Annotated in this window: 16 protein-coding genes; 7 read left to right on the top strand and 9 right to left on the bottom strand. The window is 66.6% G+C overall.

Annotation, left to right across the window (positions count from 1 at the left end; genetic code table 11):
- Window positions 1–7 precede the first annotated feature (7 nt).
- Window positions 8–331: a 2Fe-2S iron-sulfur cluster-binding protein gene (locus HCZ97_RS19895; RefSeq protein ID WP_167690857.1), complete on the bottom strand. Its 324-nt coding sequence runs from the start codon at window positions 329–331 to the stop codon at window positions 8–10.
- A 159-nt stretch (window positions 332–490) separates the two neighbouring features.
- On the opposite strand from HCZ97_RS19895, the gene HCZ97_RS19890 reads away from it, so the two are divergent.
- Window positions 491–934: an OB-fold nucleic acid binding domain-containing protein gene (locus HCZ97_RS19890; RefSeq protein ID WP_167690856.1), complete on the top strand. Its 444-nt coding sequence runs from the start codon at window positions 491–493 to the stop codon at window positions 932–934.
- 98 nt (window positions 935–1,032) lie between these two features.
- Here the strand turns inward: HCZ97_RS19890 and HCZ97_RS19885 are convergent, their stop codons facing one another.
- The 6 genes from HCZ97_RS19885 to rpiA form a co-directional block, all read right to left on the bottom strand.
- Window positions 1,033–2,499 (bottom strand): DegQ family serine endoprotease, encoded by a 1,467-nt coding sequence (locus HCZ97_RS19885; RefSeq protein WP_167690855.1) that lies wholly within the window; start codon window positions 2,497–2,499, stop codon window positions 1,033–1,035.
- Between the two features lie 302 nt (window positions 2,500–2,801).
- A complete protein-coding gene (locus HCZ97_RS19880; protein WP_254871622.1) occupies window positions 2,802–3,008 on the bottom strand; it encodes a DUF2065 domain-containing protein in 207 nt (68 codons plus the stop codon).
- Window positions 3,005–4,108 (bottom strand): protease modulator HflC, encoded by a 1,104-nt coding sequence (gene hflC, locus HCZ97_RS19875; protein ID WP_167690854.1) that lies wholly within the window; start codon window positions 4,106–4,108, stop codon window positions 3,005–3,007. The genes HCZ97_RS19880 and hflC overlap by 4 nt, the downstream gene beginning before the upstream one ends.
- Window positions 4,109–4,119: 11 nt before the next feature.
- Complete coding sequence (hflK, locus tag HCZ97_RS19870) at window positions 4,120–5,301, bottom strand: FtsH protease activity modulator HflK (protein WP_167690853.1); 1,182 nt, start codon at window positions 5,299–5,301, stop codon at window positions 4,120–4,122.
- Window positions 5,302–5,367: 66 nt separating this feature from the next.
- On the bottom strand, window positions 5,368–6,735 hold the full coding sequence (gene gor / locus HCZ97_RS19865) for a glutathione-disulfide reductase (protein ID WP_167690852.1): 1,368 nt from the start codon (window positions 6,733–6,735) through the stop codon (window positions 5,368–5,370).
- 12 nt (window positions 6,736–6,747) lie between these two features.
- On the bottom strand, window positions 6,748–7,533 hold the full coding sequence (gene rpiA, locus HCZ97_RS19860) for a ribose-5-phosphate isomerase RpiA (RefSeq protein ID WP_167690851.1): 786 nt from the start codon (window positions 7,531–7,533) through the stop codon (window positions 6,748–6,750).
- Between the two features lie 167 nt (window positions 7,534–7,700).
- On the opposite strand from rpiA, the gene HCZ97_RS19855 reads away from it, so the two are divergent.
- A complete protein-coding gene (locus HCZ97_RS19855; protein WP_167690850.1) occupies window positions 7,701–9,071 on the top strand; it encodes an L-serine ammonia-lyase in 1,371 nt (456 codons plus the stop codon).
- 89 nt (window positions 9,072–9,160) lie between these two features.
- Here the strand turns inward: HCZ97_RS19855 and HCZ97_RS19850 are convergent, their stop codons facing one another.
- Entirely contained in the window at window positions 9,161–10,450 is a 1,290-nt protein-coding gene (locus HCZ97_RS19850; protein WP_167690849.1) for an O-acetylhomoserine aminocarboxypropyltransferase/cysteine synthase family protein, read from the bottom strand.
- Between the two features lie 205 nt (window positions 10,451–10,655).
- Here HCZ97_RS19850 and pepT point away from each other — a divergent pair, with 205 nt between their 5' ends.
- Complete coding sequence (gene pepT, locus HCZ97_RS19845) at window positions 10,656–11,894, top strand: peptidase T (RefSeq protein WP_167690848.1); 1,239 nt, start codon at window positions 10,656–10,658, stop codon at window positions 11,892–11,894.
- A gap of 84 nt (window positions 11,895–11,978) precedes the next feature.
- Window positions 11,979–12,926, top strand: coding sequence for a DMT family transporter (locus HCZ97_RS19840; protein ID WP_167690847.1), 948 nt, complete (start codon window positions 11,979–11,981; stop codon window positions 12,924–12,926).
- Here HCZ97_RS19840 and HCZ97_RS19835 read toward each other — a convergent pair.
- A complete protein-coding gene (locus tag HCZ97_RS19835) occupies window positions 12,844–13,548 on the bottom strand; it encodes a thiamine diphosphokinase (protein ID WP_167690846.1) in 705 nt (234 codons plus the stop codon). The two genes, HCZ97_RS19840 and HCZ97_RS19835, sit on opposite strands and share 83 nt — an antisense overlap.
- Window positions 13,549–13,807: 259 nt before the next feature.
- Here HCZ97_RS19835 and HCZ97_RS19830 point away from each other — a divergent pair, with 259 nt between their 5' ends.
- The 3 genes from HCZ97_RS19830 to HCZ97_RS19820 all read left to right on the top strand — a co-directional run bounded on the left by HCZ97_RS19830 (window position 13,808) and on the right by HCZ97_RS19820 (window position 16,063).
- Window positions 13,808–14,470, top strand: coding sequence for a hypothetical protein (locus tag HCZ97_RS19830; RefSeq protein ID WP_167690845.1), 663 nt, complete (start codon window positions 13,808–13,810; stop codon window positions 14,468–14,470).
- Window positions 14,471–14,586: 116 nt separating this feature from the next.
- Window positions 14,587–15,720, top strand: a complete 1,134-nt coding sequence (locus HCZ97_RS19825; protein ID WP_167690844.1) for a pyridoxal phosphate-dependent aminotransferase — start codon at window positions 14,587–14,589, stop codon at window positions 15,718–15,720.
- Window positions 15,721–15,829: 109 nt separating this feature from the next.
- The gene (locus HCZ97_RS19820; protein WP_254871621.1) at window positions 15,830–16,063 is read left to right on the top strand and encodes a hypothetical protein; all 234 of its coding nucleotides are present in this window, start codon (window positions 15,830–15,832) and stop codon (window positions 16,061–16,063) included.
- The last annotated feature ends 226 nt before the right edge of the window (window positions 16,064–16,289 follow it).

Below are 16,289 nucleotides of genomic sequence, written 5' to 3'. Positions count from 1 at the left end.
GGCGGCATCAGATCTGCTTTTCGGGCATCTGCACGACCAGGCCGTCCAGCGCATCCGTGACCTTGAGCTGGCAGGTCAGGCGCGAGCGCGCGGGGTCGGGCTCATAGGCGAAGTCGAGCATGTCTTCTTCCATGTCATCCTTCGCGGGCAGTTTCTCCACCCAGTCGGGGGCCACGTAGACATGGCAGGTGGAACAGGCGCAGGCGCCGCCGCAATCGGCTTCGATGCCGGGAATGCCGTTGTCACGCGCGCCTTCCATCACGGTCAGACCGTTGGGAACGTCCACGACATGCTCTTTGCCGCCAAATTCGATATAGGTGATCTTCGCCATCTGCGCCTCGTCTGGATTGGTGCTTGGGCCTACCTAGTGCCCCGGCCCGCCCGCTTCCACCCCCTTTCGCCGGGGCGGCAGGCTGCGCTTGCGATCCGGCGCAAATGTTCTATCTTTGTTCCAGATTCCTGCCCAAGCTCTGTTCGCCAAGGCCCCGTGATGACCGACCTCAGGACCGACCACCCCCCCACCGCGCTGAAAAAGGCCCCCCAGCCAGGTGCTTCCCTGCCAGATGGGGCCCGGCCAGATGGGATCCCGCCCCCTGCGGCGCGCCCCGCGGACTGGCCCCGCCCACCGCTGGCGGTGCCCGCCGCCTGGACCGACCGCCCGCCCAATGGCGCGCGCATCACCGTCGCCGGGCTGGTGATCCTGCGCCAGCGCCCCGGCACCGCCAAGGGCGTCGTCTTCCTGACGCTCGAGGATGAGACCGGCGTGGTCAACATCATCACCTGGCGCAAGGTGTTCGAGGCCTACCGCCGCGCGGCCATCTCCGGCCGGATGCTGCGCGTGACGGGCCGGATCCAGCGCGCCGATGGCGTCACCCATGTCATCGCCGAAGAGATCGAGGATATCTCGGCCATGCTCGACAGCCTGCCCCGCTAGGCCCGCAGCCCCCCTCTCCGGGCGCAGACCCTTCCACCCATGAAAAAAGGGCGCCCGAAGGCGCCCTTTCCATATCCCGAGGGATGGGATGATCTGTCTTACTGGTCCAGCGGCAGGGCCACGAAGCGCGGATCGCCGTTCTGGCGGACCAGCAGCAGAATGGACTTGCGGCCGGCGTCCTCGGCGGATTTGATCCGCTCCTGGAGATCGGCGATGGAGGTCACCTTCTGCTGGCCTGCATCGGTGATCACGTCACCGGCGCGCACGCCCTTTTCAAAGGCATCGGCCATCTCGTCGACATCCGTGACCACCAGGCCCGTTGCATCCTCGCTCAGGTCCAGCTGCTCGCGCAGGTCCGGGGTGAGCTCGCTCAGGGACATGCCCATCAGGTCCATCACTTCCGGATCGCCCGGCAGGTCCTGGGTCTGAGCAGCCGGCACGGCTTCGGCGTTCTCGCGGCGGCCGAGGGTCACGCGCAGGGTCTCCATCTCTCCGTCGCGCCAGACGGTCACGCGGACGGTCTTGCCGACAGAGGTGTTGCCCACCTGGCGCACCAGGCCGCGGGTGTCTTCGACATCGACGCCATCGAAGCTCATGATCACGTCACCGGCCTGCATGCCAGCGGCCTCTGCAGGGCCCTCGGGGACATCGGTGACCATCGCGCCCTTGGCAGTGTCCATACCCATGGCTTCCGCCATGTCCTCGGTCACGTCCTGGATGCGCACACCCAGCCAGCCGCGACGGGTCTCACCGTATTCCTTCAGCTGATCGACCACCTTGGAGACCACGTTGGACGCCATGGAGAAGCCGATCCCGATGGAGCCACCGTTGGGCGACAGGATCGCGGTGTTGACGCCGATCACTTGGCCTTCCGCGTTGAACAGCGGACCACCGGAGTTGCCGCGGTTGATCGCCGCGTCCGTCTGGATGTAATCGTCGTAGGTGCCGCTCAGAGCACGGTTACGGGCAGAAACGATCCCCGCCGAAACGGAGAAGCCCTGACCCAGCGGGTTGCCCATGGCCACGACCCAGTCACCGACACGCGCGATATCGCTGTCGCCGAAGGTCACGAAGGGCAGCGGCTGCTCGGCATCGACCTTGAGAAGCGCGATATCCGTGTTGGGATCGGTCCCCACCAGCGTCGCATCCAGACGCTCACCGTTGAAGAACTCGATCTCGATCTCGTCCGCGTTCTCGATCACGTGGTTGTTCGTGACGATATAGCCATCTTCCGAGATCACGAAGCCCGAGCCAAGCGCCTGGCTGCGCCGCGGGCGGGCATCATCACCGCCACCGTTGCGGTCCTGGAACTCGCGGAAGAAATCCTCAAAGGGGGAACCTTCCGGCACCAGCGGCGAGGGCTGGGAGCGCGCGGTCACGGTGGTAGAGGTGGTGATGTTCACGACCGAGGGGCTGATCTTGTCGGCCAGGTCGGCAAAGCTTTCGGGCAGGGCCCGGGCCGACAGTGTCTGCGCCAGCAGCATCAGCACGGTCAGCACGCCAAGCCAGAAGGCCCGAAGCGTTTGCGGGGTTTCGGATCGGAAGGCCAAGGCCTGTCTGGTCATTCCAGTGTCTCCTTCATCCTTAGGACTGGTTCCCTGCCCGCCAACGGGCCAGAACATGTCATTGTTTTCTAATGTAGGCCTTCGTGGCTGCAACACAAAGCCTATCGCGCGGCGTCAACAGGACGTGACTCTCCTGTGAGAGAATTCCCGCCTGCCCTGCCCCTTGGGTCGCCACATGCTCCGGTTCCGGGGCCAGCGTTTCACCCAAGCCCTGATTTTCCGTAAATTTTTCAGAAAATGGGTCACGGCGCGCTTTGAAAGAAAGCTCTCGGGCCCGTGTCAGGCGGGGTGGCGGCCCCACCTCAGGCACCAAGGGATTTGGCCGCCCAGAGCAGGATCAAACCCGCCAACATGGCCAGAAGGCCGATCTGGCGGCGCATCGGGATCGGCAAGGCGGCCAGCGCCGCAAGCAGGCGCTCCACAAGCGAAGGGGCCAGCGCATAGGCCAGCCCCTCGATCAGCATCACGAAGCCGAGCACAAGAAGCCCGGTGGCAAGTGCCGCCATCATTCGGCGGGCACCGCCTCTTCCGTCTGCGCGTCGGTTTCCGCTTCAGGGGCCGCTTCCGGCGCGGTCTCGGGCGCTGCCTCCGGCTCTGCAGCCGGTTGCGTGCCACTGTCCGTCTCGCTGTCCATCGCGCTGTCCATCTCGGGCATCAGGGAGGCATCGGTTGCGTCCCCGTTGTCCAGGATCACGGCTTCTTCTTCGGGATCCAGTGCCGTGAAGGGCGCCGGCGCCACCCCGGTCGGGTTATCCGACTTGAGGTAGTTGAAGAATTCGCTGTCCGGAGAGATCACCATGGTGGAGTTCGACCCCGCCAGCGCGTTCCGGTAGGCGTTCAGGGAGCGGTAGAATTCAAAGAATTCCTGGTCCGCCCCGAAGGCCTGCGCGAAGATGCCGTTCCGGCGTGCATCGGATTCACCGCGGATGATCTCTGCCTGCCGCTGCGCGTCGGATTCGGTTTCCACCTTCTTCCGGTCGGCTTCGGCGCGGATCTCCTGGGCGCGTTCGTTACCGCGGGCGATCTGATCTGCCGCTTCACGTTCCCGTTCGGCCCGCATCCGGGCGAAGGTCGCGTCAAGGTTCTCTGTCGGCAGGTCGGTGCGCTTGATCCGCACGTCCACCACCTCGATCCCCAGGCCCTGGGCCTCGGCGAAGGCAGCATCGCGGATACGGGTCATCAGCGCGGCACGGTCGGCCGAGAGGATCTCGTCCGAGGTGACAGAGCCCAGCACTTCGCGGGTCTGCGAACGCAGGATCGAATCAAGCCGGCTCTCTGCCGCCACGATCCCGCCGGTGCCGTTGGCCTCGCGGAACTGGCGCACGTCGGCGATGCGGAAGCGCGCGAAGGCGTCCACGACCAGGCGGCGGTCATCCAGCGGCGTGACCTCAAGCGGTTCGATGTCGCGGCTCAGGATACGGTCGTCGTAGGTGACCACTTCCTGGACCAGCGGGATCTTGAAGGCCAGGCCCGGATCCTGCTTGACCTTCACGACCCGCCCGAACTGCAGAACAAGCGAGTTCTCGCGTTCATCGGTGATGAAGATGGAGCTGAAGAAGGCCAGGACGGCCAAAACCACCACGACGAGGAAAATGTAACTCTTTTTCATCTCGTCACTCCTCAGTTCGAGCCGGCGCTGGACGCGCCGTCTTGCGGCTTGGCGCCGGGGGCCAGTTCGTTGAGCGGCAGGTAGGGCAGCACGCCCGAACCGGCTTTCTCGTCGATCAGGACCTTGTTCACATCACCCAGCACGTCTTCCATCATCTCGATGTAGAGACGCTTGCGGGTCACTTCCGGGGCCTTGCGGTATTCGTCCAGCACGGCGGAGAAGCGGCTTGCCTCACCTTCGGCCTCGTTGACGACCTGCGCACGGTAGCCTTCGGCTTCCTGCAGCATCTGCGCGGCAGCACCACGGGCAGCGGCGGTGACACGGTTGGCATAGGCATCGGCGGTGTTGGTCAGGCGCTCACGCTCCTGCTCTGCCGCCTGCACTTCGCGGAAGGAATCGATGACCTGCACGGGCGGGTCGGCCTTGTCGAAGTTCACACGGATGACGTTCATGCCGGCGCCGTAGCTGTCCAGCGTTTCCTGGATCATATCCTGGAGGCGGCCGGCAATCGCGCCACGATCCCGGTTGAGGATCGGCGACAGCGGGGATTGCGCGATGATCTCGCGCATGGCGGATTCGGACACGGCCTCGATGGTCATCTGCGGATCACGCAGGTTGAACAGGAACTGAGCCGGATCGGTGATGTTCCAGACGACCTGGAAATCGATGTCCACGATGTTCTCGTCGCCCGTCAGCATCAGGCCGGCGTTGGCACCGCTGGACCCCTGGCCCAGCTCGACCGTGCGTTCCCGCGTGGTCGCGATGACCTCATGCGTGACGATCGGCCAGGGCGCAAAGTTCAGACCAGGTTCCCCGGTCGAAGAGTATTCGCCCAGGAAGAGCTCCACGGATTTCTCATCCGGGCGCACGGTGTAGACGCTGGCAAAGAGCCAGAGACCGAACAGGACGATCAGGCCGATCACCACGGTCCCGCGGGTGACAAGCGGGCCACCGCTGCCACCGCCCGGACCGCCGGAGCCGGGACGCCGGGGCGTATCGCCGCCCTTGCCGCCCATCAGCACACGCAGCTGGTCCTGGCCCTTGCGGACGAGGTCGTCGATATCCGGAATGCCCGAAGGATTGTTCCCCCCAGGCGGGCGGCGCTTGTCATCGCCCCCGTTGTTGCCCGGAGGCGTCGGACGCCCTCCGCCGGAACCGCCGCCCCCCCAGGGACCGCCATTGTTGCCAGCCATATTCTCCCCTTCCCTTTCAGGTAGTTTGCCCCAACCTGTGCAGTCGCGGGCCGTGTTTCAAGCTTTTCAGGTGGTTCGCACGGGATTCCGCATAGTCACCATCTCTTCGGCTGCAGTCGGGTGGACGGCGACGGTCCGGTCGAAGTCCTCCTTGGTTGCACCCATTTTTACGGCGATACCCGCCATCTGGATCATCTCGCCCGCAGAGGGGCCCACGATATGGCAGCCCAGGACCTTGCGGCTGTGCGCGCCCACGACAAGCTTCATCAGGATCTTCTGCGCGGCGCCGCCGGCGAAGCTCTGCTGCATCGGCTTGAAGGAGGTCGCGTAGATTTCCAGCGGCTCCTTGGCCTGGTCGCGCGCGTCTTCCTCGGACAGGCCGATGGTGCCCATCTCGGGCTGCGTGAAGATCGCCGTCGGGATCAGCTCGTGATCGGGCTTGGTGGGGTTGCCCTTGAAGACGGTCTCGACAAAGGCCATGCCCTCGCGGATCGCGACCGGGGTCAGCTGCAGGCGGTCCGTGACATCGCCGATCGCGTAGATCGAGGGCACGCCGGTGTGGCTGAAGTCATCCACCTCGATCGCGCCGTTGCCCTTCAGCGTGACGCCCGCCTCTTCAAGGCCCATTCCATCGGTGTTGGGCCGCCGGCCCGTGGCAAAGATCACCTGGTCGAAGCTGGCGGTGCTACCATCCAGCCGGGTGACGGTGATCTTGTCGCCGTCCTGCTCCAGCTTGCTGACATCGGTGCCGGTCTGCACGTCGATGCCGGCGATGCGCATCTCGTCCGCGATCAGGCTGCGCGCTTCCTCGTCAAAGCCGCGCAGCACCTGCAGGCCACGGTAATACTGCGTGACGTTCACGCCCATCCCGTTGAGCACGCAGGCGAATTCACAGCCAATGTAGCCGCCGCCCACGATCAGGATATCCTTGGGCAGGCTCTCCATGTTGAAGATGTCGTCCGACACCATGCCCAGCTCCGCCCCCGGGATATCGGGGCGCACGGGGCGCCCGCCGGTGGCGATCAGGATATGCTTGGCGGTCTTTTCCGTGCCATCGGCCAGCAGGACCGTATGGGCATCCTTGATGGTCGCGCGCTGGTCGAGTTTCTCCACGCCGGAGCCATCCAGCAGGCGGTTGTAGACCCCTTCCAGCCGGTCCAGCTCCGCATGCAGCTTGCCGCGGAAGGCCAGCCAGTCGAAATCCTTGATCTCTGCATCCCAGCCATAGGCGCGGGCCTCTTCGGCCACGGTCCCGTAGCCAGAGGCATAGACCATCAGCTTCTTGGGCACGCAGCCCCGGATGACGCAGGTGCCGCCGTACCGGCTTTCTTCTGCGATGGCGACCTTGGCGCCGGTTTCGCCGGCCGCCACGCGGGCCGCACGCACACCGCCGGATCCGGCACCGATCACGAAGAGATCATAGTCGAAGCTCATGGGAGGTCCTTTTCAGTTGTCAGCCTGGAAGAGCTTGTCCTCTTCCGCAAAATCAAGGCGCGTTTCCTCCTCGCCGCCTTTGCCCTTCTGTCGCGTTACCGCGCGGCCATCCTCGTGGCCAATCACGATCACGTCGCAGATATTCATGAAGAGCCCGTTTTCCACCACGCCGGGAATGGCGTTCAGCGCGGCGCTCAGCCCCTCGGGATCGCCGATGCGGCCCAGCTGCAGATCCAGCGTGTGGTTGCCCTCATCGGTGACGAAAAGCCCCTCTCCGGCTTTCCGGAAGGCGGTGCCGCGCCCGTCGACATCCGCATCGGCCAGCACCCGTTCGACCAGCCGCCGGGTGGTTTCCATGCCGAAGGGGATCACCTCAAGCGGCAGGGGAAAGGCGCCAAGCGTCGCCACGTCCTTGCTGGGATCCGTGATCACCAGCATCCGGTCACTGGCCGCCGCGACGATCTTTTCCTGCAGATGCGCCCCGCCGCCGCCCTTGATCAGGCGGTAGTCGGCGTCGAATTCATCCGCGCCGTCGATGGTCAGGTCCAGCCAGCCGGCCTGGTCCAGGGTGATCACCTCGATCCCGCAGTCCGCCGCCAGGGCCGCCGTGCGCGAAGAGGTCGGGACACCCCGGATCTTCAGCCCTTCGTTGCGCACCCGGTTCCCCAGGCACTTCACCATCCAGGCGGCCGTGCTGCCGGTGCCAAGGCCCAGCCGCATCCCGTCCTCGACGAAATCCACGGCGCGCCGCGCGGCGGCGAACTTGGCCTTGTCGGCCGGGGACAGCTCAGCGATCATTCTTGGTCTCCAGTTTACCCGGCCCGGTTATAGGTTGGGCAGCAGCGGGATGCGAGGGGCGAATTCCCTGCACAAATGCACGACGGACGCAGGCCGTTCGCGCGATGTCGCTTTTGACGCGACGGGCAATCCCGGCCAGGCTTACCCTGCCCGCAAAGGAGTGCCTCATGTTCCTCTCTGTCTTCGACATCTTCAAGATCGGCATCGGCCCGTCCTCGTCCCATACCATGGGGCCGATGGTGGCCGCCGCCCGCTTCCTGGACCTGCTGCGCGCCGCCCCCTTTGATGCCCACGGGCTGCGCGCCTCCTTGCACGGCTCGCTGGCCTTCACCGGCAAGGGCCATGCCACCGATCGCGCCACGATCCTGGGCCTGGCCGGTTTTGCCCCCGAAAGCTATGACGCCCAGGCGGCCGACGCCGCCCTCGATTACATCGAACAGCATCACCATGTCGCACCCAAGGGGCTGGGGCAGCTGCGCTTCGATCCCGCCTCGGACCTGCGCTTCGATTACGATGAACCCCTGCCCGGCCATCCCAACGGGATGCGGCTGATGGCGCTGGATGCCCAGGGCGACGTCATCCTGTCAGAGGTCTATTATTCCATCGGCGGCGGCTTCGTCCTGACAGAGGCAGAGCTGGCCGAGGGCAAGGCAGAGGCAGAGGGCCCGCCGGTGCCCTACCCCTTCAAGTCCGCCGCCGAAATGCTTGAAATGGCGCGCAAGTCGGGCCTGAGCATCGCCCAGATGAAAGGCGCCAACGAAGCCGCGCGGGGCCGCCCGGATGTCTCTGCCGGGATCAACCGGGTCTGGCAGGTTATGTCCGATTGCATCGACCGCGGGCTGAAGGCCGATGGCATCCTGCCCGGCGGCCTGGCCGTGCGCCGGCGCGCGGGCAAGATCCACGACATGCTGCTGGACGAAGCGGGCCGCAACCTGGCCCCGCCCCATGTGGTGAACGACTGGATCAGCGCCTACGCCATGGCCGTGAACGAGGAAAACGCCGCCGGTGGCCAGGTCGTCACCGCCCCCACCAACGGCGCGGCGGGCGTCATGCCGGCGGTGGTGAAATACTGGCTGACCCATGTGCCCACCGCGACGCGCGAAAAGGTCACGGAGTTCTTCCTGACCGCCTCCGCCATCGGCGGGCTGGTGAAGTTCAACGCCTCTATCTCGGGGGCCGAAGCGGGCTGCCAGGCAGAGGTCGGCTCGGCCGCCGCCATGGCCGCCGCCGGGCTCTGCGCCGTCATGGGCGGCACGCCCGAGCAGATCGAGAACGCCGCGGAAATCGCGCTGGAACATCACCTGGGCATGACCTGCGATCCGGTCGCGGGCCTGGTGCAGGTGCCCTGTATCGAACGCAACGGGCTGGGCGCGATCAAGGCCGTCTCTGCCGCCTCCCTGGCCCTGCGCGGCGACGGGCGTCATTTCGTGCCGCTGGATGCCTGCATCGAAACCATGCGCCAGACAGGCCGCGACATGCACGAAAAGTACAAGGAGACCTCGCTGGGCGGGCTGGCGGTGAACGTGCCCAATTGCTGAGGGCAGCGGCGACCGGCCTCTCCTGAAAACAGATCGGGCGGGCACCCAGGTGCCCGCCCGTTTCTTTACTTGACCCTCGTCCGGTCGGCTCAGGCCGTCGCGGCGGCAAGCCCCTGGTCGAGGTCGGCGATGATATCGGCCACGTCCTCGATCCCGATGGAGATCCGCACGACGTTGGGGGCCGCGCCCGCCTTGACCTGCTGTTCGGCCTCAAGCTGGCGGTGGGTGGTCGATGCCGGGTGGATGATCAGGCTGCGCGTATCGCCCAGGTTGGCGACATGGCTGAACAGCTTCAGGCTGTCGACCAGCTTGACGCAGGCGTCATAGCCGCCCTTCAGCGACACGGTGAACAGTGCGCCCGCGCCTTTGGGCACCACTTTCTGGGCGCGCTCATGCCAGGGCGAAGAGGGCAGACCGGCATAGGTCACGGCCTCGACCCGGGGATCCTTCTCCAGCCATTCGGCCACTTCCTGGGCGTTGCGCACATGGCGCTCCATCCGCAGGCCCAGGGTCTCGATCCCCATCAGCGTGTAATGCGCGCCCTGCGGGTTCATCGTCATGCCAAGGTCGCGCAGGCCGACGGCGATGGAGTGGAAGGTGAAGGCCATCGGGCCAAGCGCCGCGTGGAAGGTCAGCCCGTGGTAGGCCGGTTCGGGCTGGCTCAGCGACGGGAACTTGTCCGAGGCGGACCAGTCGAACTTGCCCGAATCCACCACGATGCCGCCGGTGACCGTGCCGTTGCCGGTCAGGTACTTGGTGGCCGAATGCACCACCAGCGTGGCGCCGTGATCGATCGGGCGGCACAGGAAGGGCGTGGCCGTGGTGTTGTCCACGATCAGCGGCAGGCCGGCCTCATCGGCGATCTTGGCCATGGCGGCGATGTCGGTGACGTATCCGCCGGGGTTGGCGATGGTCTCGCAGAAGATCGCGCGGGTGTTCTCGTCGATGGCGGCCTTCACGGCGTCCAGATCATCGGTATCCACGAAGGTGGCGGACCAGCCGAAGCGGCGGATGGTCTGGCTGAACTGGGTGATCGTGCCGCCGTAAAGACGCGAGGAAGAGACGATGTTGCAGCCCGGCCCCATCAGCGGGAAGAGCGCCATGAGCTGCGCCGCGTGGCCAGAGGAACAGGCGATACCGCCCGCGCCGCCTTCCAGCGCCGTCACCCGGTCGGCCAGCGCGGCGACGGTCGGGTTGGTAAGCCGGGAATAGATGTAGCCAACCTCTTCAAGGTTGAACAGTTTTGCCGCGTGATCGGCATCGCGGAACACATAGGACGTGGTCTGGTAGATCGGGATCTGCCGCGCGCCCGTCGCCGGATCGGGCTCTGCCCCTGCGTGGACGGCAAGCGTGTCGAAACCGGGGGTTCTGTCTGTCATGGAATTGATCCTCCTTAGCTGGCGGCACGTTAGGCGGGGGGCGCGGCGGCGGCAAGGGCATGCGCGCCGCGCCGCCGCCCGCCCCCCGCGCCACAAGGCCGCGCCGAAGGGACGCACCCTGCCCCAGCATCCCCCTTCCCTCTGCCAGCGCCGCCCCCTAGGCTTCGCGCGAAGCGCCCCGGCGCGCCACCCTGCAGGAGTCCCCATGTCCGAAGCCTTCGATCCAGAGCTTGAAAGCCGCCTTGTCCGCTATGCCGCCGTGGACAGCCAAAGCGATGCCGACAGCCCCTCTTCGCCGTCGACCCAGATCCAGTACAACATGCTGAACATGCTGCGGGACGAGCTGACGGAGATCGGCGCGCAGGAGGTGACCATCACCGATTACGGCGTCGTGCTGGCCACCCTTCCCGGCAATACCGATGCGCCGACCATCGGGCTGCTGGCCCATGTCGACACCGCGCCCCAGTTCAACGCCACCGGCGTGAAGCCCCGCGTGATCAAGGGCTACAACGGCGGGGACATCACCTATCCCGACAACGCGGAGCTGGTGCTGTCGCCCAAGGACTTCCCCTATCTCGCGCAGAAGCAGGGCCATGACATCATCACCGCCTCCGGCCTGACCCTGCTGGGCGCGGACGACAAGGCGGGCGTGGCCATCATCATGACCGCCGCGCGTCACCTGATGGAAAACCCCGACATCCCCCACGGCCCCATCCGCATCGCCTTCACCCCGGACGAAGAGATCGGGCGCGGCGTCGGCCCCGAACTGCCAAGGGACCTGGCCGCCGATTTCGCCTATACCTTCGATGGCGGCAAGGTGGGCGAGGTCGAATACGAAAGCTTCTCCGCCGACCTGGCAGAGGTGGTGGTCAATGGCGTCTCCATCCACCCCGGCTATGCCAAGGGCAAGCTGGTCAACGCCATCCACCTGGCCTCGCGGATCATCTCGGCCCTGCCCCAGGGCACCATGCAGCCGGAGCTGACCGAAGGCGACGAAGGCTTCATCCATGCCACCGACATGATCGGCGGCTCTTCGGAAATGCGGATCAAGATCATCCTGCGGGACTTCGAGCTGGACGGGCTGGAAGCCAAGGGAGAGATGCTGCGCAAGGTCTGCGCCGCCGTGCAGGCGACAGAGCCGCGCGCCCAGATCAGCTGCACCATCAAGCCGCAGTACCGCAACATGCGCTACTGGCTGGAAAAGGACATGACCCCGGTCGACCTGGCCCGCGACGCCGCCCGCGCCGTGGGGGTAGAGCCGCTTTCCGTGCCGATCCGGGGGGGCACCGATGGCTCCCGGCTGACGGAGATGGGGGTGCCGACGCCCAACCTCTTCACCGGGATGCAATGCATTCACGGGCCGCTCGAATGGGTCTCCGTGCAGGACATGCGCAAGGCGACAGAGCTTTGCGTCGCCCTTCTGAAGGGCGCGGCGGCCAGGTAACGCCATTCCCGCCAAGGCGGTATTGCAGGGCGCGGGTTCCCGCGCCCTCTCGACTTCCGGGCCGACGCCACATAGCGTCGCGCCATGACGGAACACAAAGATCATCCCATGCTGGGCATCGCCCTGATGTCGGGCTTCTGCGTCGTGGCGCCCTGCGCCGACGCGGTGGTCAAGATCCTCGGGGCAGAGATGACCTCGGCCAATATCCTGCTGTTCCGTTTCGCGCTGCAGGCGGTGCTGCTGCTGCCGCTGGTCTGGCTGATGCGCCGGCCCTGGCCTGCGCGCGGACGGCCCTTGCGGCTGACCTTCCTGCGCACGCTGCTGCACATGGCGGGGGTCTATTTCATGATCGTCTCGCTGCGCTACCTGCCGCTGGCGGATGCCATCGCCATCGCCTTCGTCATGCCCTTCCTGACCCTGCTGGCCGGCTCGTTCTTCCTTGGGGAAGAGATCGGCCCACGGCGCATGGCCGCCGTGGCCGTGGGCTTCTGCGGCACGTTGCTGGTGATCCAGCCCAGCTTTGTCGCCGTCGGCTGGAAGGCCCTGCTGCCGCTGCTGGTGGCCGTGAACTTCACCGCCTTCAGCCTGGTCACCCGCCAGGTCGCGCGGGCCACCGATCCCATCGCCATGCAGGCCGTCAGCGGCGTGATGGCCACGGTGATCCTGGTACCGCTGATGCTGCTGGCCGATGCGCTCTCCCTGCCCGGGATGGCCTATGACACGCCGCCCCTGCACCTCTGGGGACTGGTGCTGCTGACCGGGCTGTTCGGATCTTTCGGCCACCTGCTGATGACCTGGTCGCTGCGCTTCGCCCCGGCCGCCACCCTGGCACCGATGCAATACCTCGAGCTTCCCATGACGGCGGTGATCGGCTGGCTGGTCTTCCGCGAATTCCCCGACGGCCTGGCCCTGTTGGGCATCGGCATCATCATCGCCGCCGGGCTCTACATCATCCTGCGCGAGCGCTCCATCGCGCGGTCTGCGCCAGAAGCGCCTCTGCCACATCCGCCAGCGCCTCCCCCGGTACCATGACCAGCATGCCCGGCGCGTCAAAGCTCAGCCGCACCGGGCCGCTGACCCGGTTCGAGGTGCCGATGCGCCCGTCCGGGGCAAAGTCGATCCCGTCGATCGGCCATTCCAGCCCCTCGGAGCGCCCGGTGACCGGCCCCATGGGAAACAGCGAAAAACGGTAGCCCCGCGGCAGGTTCAGCTCCAGCCGGGGCGGCGCGTGAAAAATCACGTCCTCCGCACCTGCCAGCAGGCAGGGCCGGTCCGGGTAGCGCGCCATGACGGTGAAGGCGGCCAGCATGTGATCCACCCGGCGACCCAGGAACCCGGTGCCGATGACCAGCGGCGCCTCGATCCGGGTCAGGCATTTCTCGAAATCGGTGCTCTCCTGCTCGGTGATGCGGAACAGCCGGTCTTTCGGGATCTTGCGCGCCCAGGTGGGCTTCAGCGAATCCATGTCCCCGATCACCGCATCGGGCATCCGCCCCTTGCGCAGCAGCCATTCCGCGCCGCCATCGGCCCCCACCACCGGGCCGCACATGACCATCAGGCGCTCTGCCACCGGCCCGGTGATTTCACCGCCACCGATCAGCGCCACGGGCCCCTCGCTTTCAATGACGCTGAGGGTCTGGTCAATCTGGGTCATGGGGGCTCCGGTCTGGGTTGGACTGTCTCCACATTATCGTCACAAAATGACACTCTCTGCACCACAGAATCGGACGGTTTCCGACGCAGGGCCGCGGTCTTTTACGGCAGGGTGGTCCAAATCGGGCCGGTCCCGTCGGTTTGCGCGTGCAGGCGCGGGACCGGACAGGCAAAACCGGAACGGGCAAAAGCGGAACGGGCAAAACCAGAAGGTCCGGCATGACGACCGGCCGCGAACGACAGGGGCGATGGGGCGGAACGTGAGCAAGTCGAAGAAAAGCCTTTCCGTCACCTACGGGGCGCTCTCCATCAAGCTGGAAGGCTATGAGGACGCGCCGGAAATCCTGCGCGCGCTCGAAGCCTGCCTGAGCGCCGTGCCCCCGCCCCCCGCGCCGGACACGCCGCCCGCCGATGGCTCCGGCGATCCGGACCCCGAGGATCCCGAGCCTGGGCGATCCTCAGAGCCGGAGTCCGAGCCGGAAAATCCAGCTAAATCACAGGACCTTACGCCCCCTCTCCCGGATCGCCCCCCGCCCGTCGCGCAAGGGGCAGACCCGGCGCCCGACCAGGTAGCGCCCCCCGAAGCCCCGATCCGCAAGCCGCGCAAGCTGACCGAAACCGGCGGACAGGTGGAGCGGATCCTCTATGAAACCGACCGCGCCTTCGACCAGAAGGACTCCAGCCGCCGGCGGGTTTCCTTCGCACACCTGCGCGCCGCCGTCGCCGCCCGGCGCGCCGATGCCCATGCCGGCAAACCGCCCCCTGAACCGCCCACCACGGAACCCTACCGCAAGGACCTGGCAGAGGCCGTGCGCAGCCCGGACCGCGCGGCCCGCCCCCGCGGCAAGACGCTGCGCCTTGGCCCCGGACAGCGGGTCACCCCGGACAAGGATCCGGAGCCTGAGCCGGCCGGCCTCAGCTGATCTGACAACCCCTCCAGACCTGCGCGCAAAGCCCTGCGTGCCCCCCGCTTTCGGGCAATGGCGGGGCCGCGTTCAAAACCCTTGTCAGCGCCGCCCCGGCTTGGCTATGACGCGCCATGACCCGGACCAAAGACTCTTCTTCCGAAGCCCGCCTGACGCCGCTTGCCGCGGCCCTGCCCTCTTCCGTGCCCTTCATCGGGCCAGAGGAACTTGAACGCAGACGCGGCGCGGGGTTCTCCGCCCGTCTCGGCGCGAACGAAAACGGCTTCGGCCCCTCGCCCCGCGCGATAGAGGCGATGCGCCGCTCGCTGGACGGGATCTGGCAATACGGCGATCCGGCCAGCTTTGATCTGCGCATGGCGCTGGCCCGGCACTGGGACTGCGGTGCAGAGAACATCGTCGTCGGCAACGGCATCGACGGGCTGCTCTGCGACCTGGTCCGCCTGACCGTGACAGAGGGCGATTGCATCGTCACCTCCGCCGGGGCCTACCCCACCTTCAACTACCATGTCGCGGGCTTCGGCGGCACGATCCACACCGTCCCCTACCGCGACGACGCAGAGGACCTGCCGGCCCTGATCGCCCGCGCGGCAGAGGTCGGCGCGAAGCTGGTCTATTTCGCCAATCCCGACAATCCCATGGGCAGCTACATGACCGGGGACCAGGTGGCCCGCGCGGTAGAGGCCCTGCCCGCCGGCACCCTGCTGATCCTGGACGAAGCCTACGCAGAGCTTGCCCCGCAAGAGGCCACGGTGCCGCTGGCGGTGGACGATCCCCGCGTGATCCGCATGCGGACCTTCTCCAAGGGCTACGGGCTTGCCGGGGCGCGCGTGGGCTATGCGCTTGGCGCGGCAGAGCTGATCCGCGCCTTTGACAAGGTGCGCAACCATTTCGGCATGAACCGCACCGCCCAGGCCGGGGCCCTGGCTGCGCTGGAAGATGCCGCCTGGCTGGATCACATCCGGGCAGAGGTCGCCTCCTCCCGGGATCGCATCGCTGCCATCGCGGCGGCCAACGGGCTGACCGCCCTGCCCTCTGCCACCAATTTCGTCTGCGTCGAAAGCGGCGGCGGCGGGGACCGCTCGCGCGCGCTGGTCGCGGCCCTGGGCGAAGAGGGGATCTTCGTGCGCATGCCCTTCGTGGCCCCGCAGGACCGCTGCATCCGCATTTCCTGCGGACCGGAAGCCGACATGGCGCAGCTGGAAATGGCCCTGCCCCGCGCCCTGGCGCGGCTTGACCAGACGGCCTGAGCCCCGGCACAGGCGGGATTGCCGCACAAAGGGCGCGTTTTTCTGGAAAAGCGGCATCCGTTCGCTATTCTGAAAGGCAAGGGAGGCAAGAATTGACGAGTCCTCCCGCATGCCCAATCCCGCGCCGCATATGCCCCGATCAGATCTTTCCTCTGCCTCCCCTCACCAGGGGGCCCCGGACTACACGGTTCCGGCCCTCGTCATGGGGCTGGTCAACCTGCTGTGGATCTTCTTTGCGCTCTGGGCGGTCTGGGGCATGGGGGCGGTAATGGCCGCCGCCTACCTAGTCTTCCTGGGGATCGACATCCTGGCCCAGAGGAAACGGATCTCTGACCAGCGCTGACCGGCCTGCCCCACGTTTGAGGCGGCGTGCCTAAGGGGACGTGACAAAAAGGGCCGGCGTCCCGCAGGACCCGGCCCCTTGTGCAAGCCGGGCGGCCCGCTCAGAGCCACCCGACATCCATACTGAAACCTCAGACGGCTGCGACGCGCCCGCCGGCGATGACCTTGGCCGCGGCGCTCAACCCGTCCTTGCCATGGGGGATCTGCAGGGCCTCCATCGCCGCTTC

Origin of the sequence: Pseudooceanicola sp. HF7, from assembly GCF_011806405.1 — a bacterium.
Taxonomy (GTDB): Bacteria; Pseudomonadota; Alphaproteobacteria; order Rhodobacterales; family Rhodobacteraceae; genus Pseudooceanicola.
Note: the sequence above shows the minus strand (reverse complement) of the source record. Positions and strands in the feature narration are given on the sequence as shown.

Coding starts and splice junctions, on each gene's coding strand:
- HCZ97_RS19835 (WP_167690846.1), bottom strand. CDS start 13,548: ATGACCCAGATTGACCAGACCCTCAGCGTCATTGAAAGCGAGGGGCCC.
- HCZ97_RS19820 (WP_254871621.1), top strand. CDS start 15,830: ATGCCCAATCCCGCGCCGCATATGCCCCGATCAGATCTTTCCTCTGCC.
- gor (WP_167690852.1), bottom strand. CDS start 6,735: ATGAGCTTCGACTATGATCTCTTCGTGATCGGTGCCGGATCCGGCGGT.
- hflK (WP_167690853.1), bottom strand. CDS start 5,301: ATGGCTGGCAACAATGGCGGTCCCTGGGGGGGCGGCGGTTCCGGCGGA.
- hflC (WP_167690854.1), bottom strand. CDS start 4,108: ATGAAAAAGAGTTACATTTTCCTCGTCGTGGTGGTTTTGGCCGTCCTG.
- pepT (WP_167690848.1), top strand. CDS start 10,656: ATGTCCGAAGCCTTCGATCCAGAGCTTGAAAGCCGCCTTGTCCGCTAT.
- HCZ97_RS19840 (WP_167690847.1), top strand. CDS start 11,979: ATGACGGAACACAAAGATCATCCCATGCTGGGCATCGCCCTGATGTCG.
- HCZ97_RS19825 (WP_167690844.1), top strand. CDS start 14,587: ATGACCCGGACCAAAGACTCTTCTTCCGAAGCCCGCCTGACGCCGCTT.
- rpiA (WP_167690851.1), bottom strand. CDS start 7,533: ATGATCGCTGAGCTGTCCCCGGCCGACAAGGCCAAGTTCGCCGCCGCG.
- HCZ97_RS19855 (WP_167690850.1), top strand. CDS start 7,701: ATGTTCCTCTCTGTCTTCGACATCTTCAAGATCGGCATCGGCCCGTCC.
- HCZ97_RS19850 (WP_167690849.1), bottom strand. CDS start 10,450: ATGACAGACAGAACCCCCGGTTTCGACACGCTTGCCGTCCACGCAGGG.
- HCZ97_RS19880 (WP_254871622.1), bottom strand. CDS start 3,008: ATGATGGCGGCACTTGCCACCGGGCTTCTTGTGCTCGGCTTCGTGATG.
- HCZ97_RS19890 (WP_167690856.1), top strand. CDS start 491: ATGACCGACCTCAGGACCGACCACCCCCCCACCGCGCTGAAAAAGGCC.
- HCZ97_RS19885 (WP_167690855.1), bottom strand. CDS start 2,499: ATGACCAGACAGGCCTTGGCCTTCCGATCCGAAACCCCGCAAACGCTT.
- HCZ97_RS19895 (WP_167690857.1), bottom strand. CDS start 331: ATGGCGAAGATCACCTATATCGAATTTGGCGGCAAAGAGCATGTCGTG.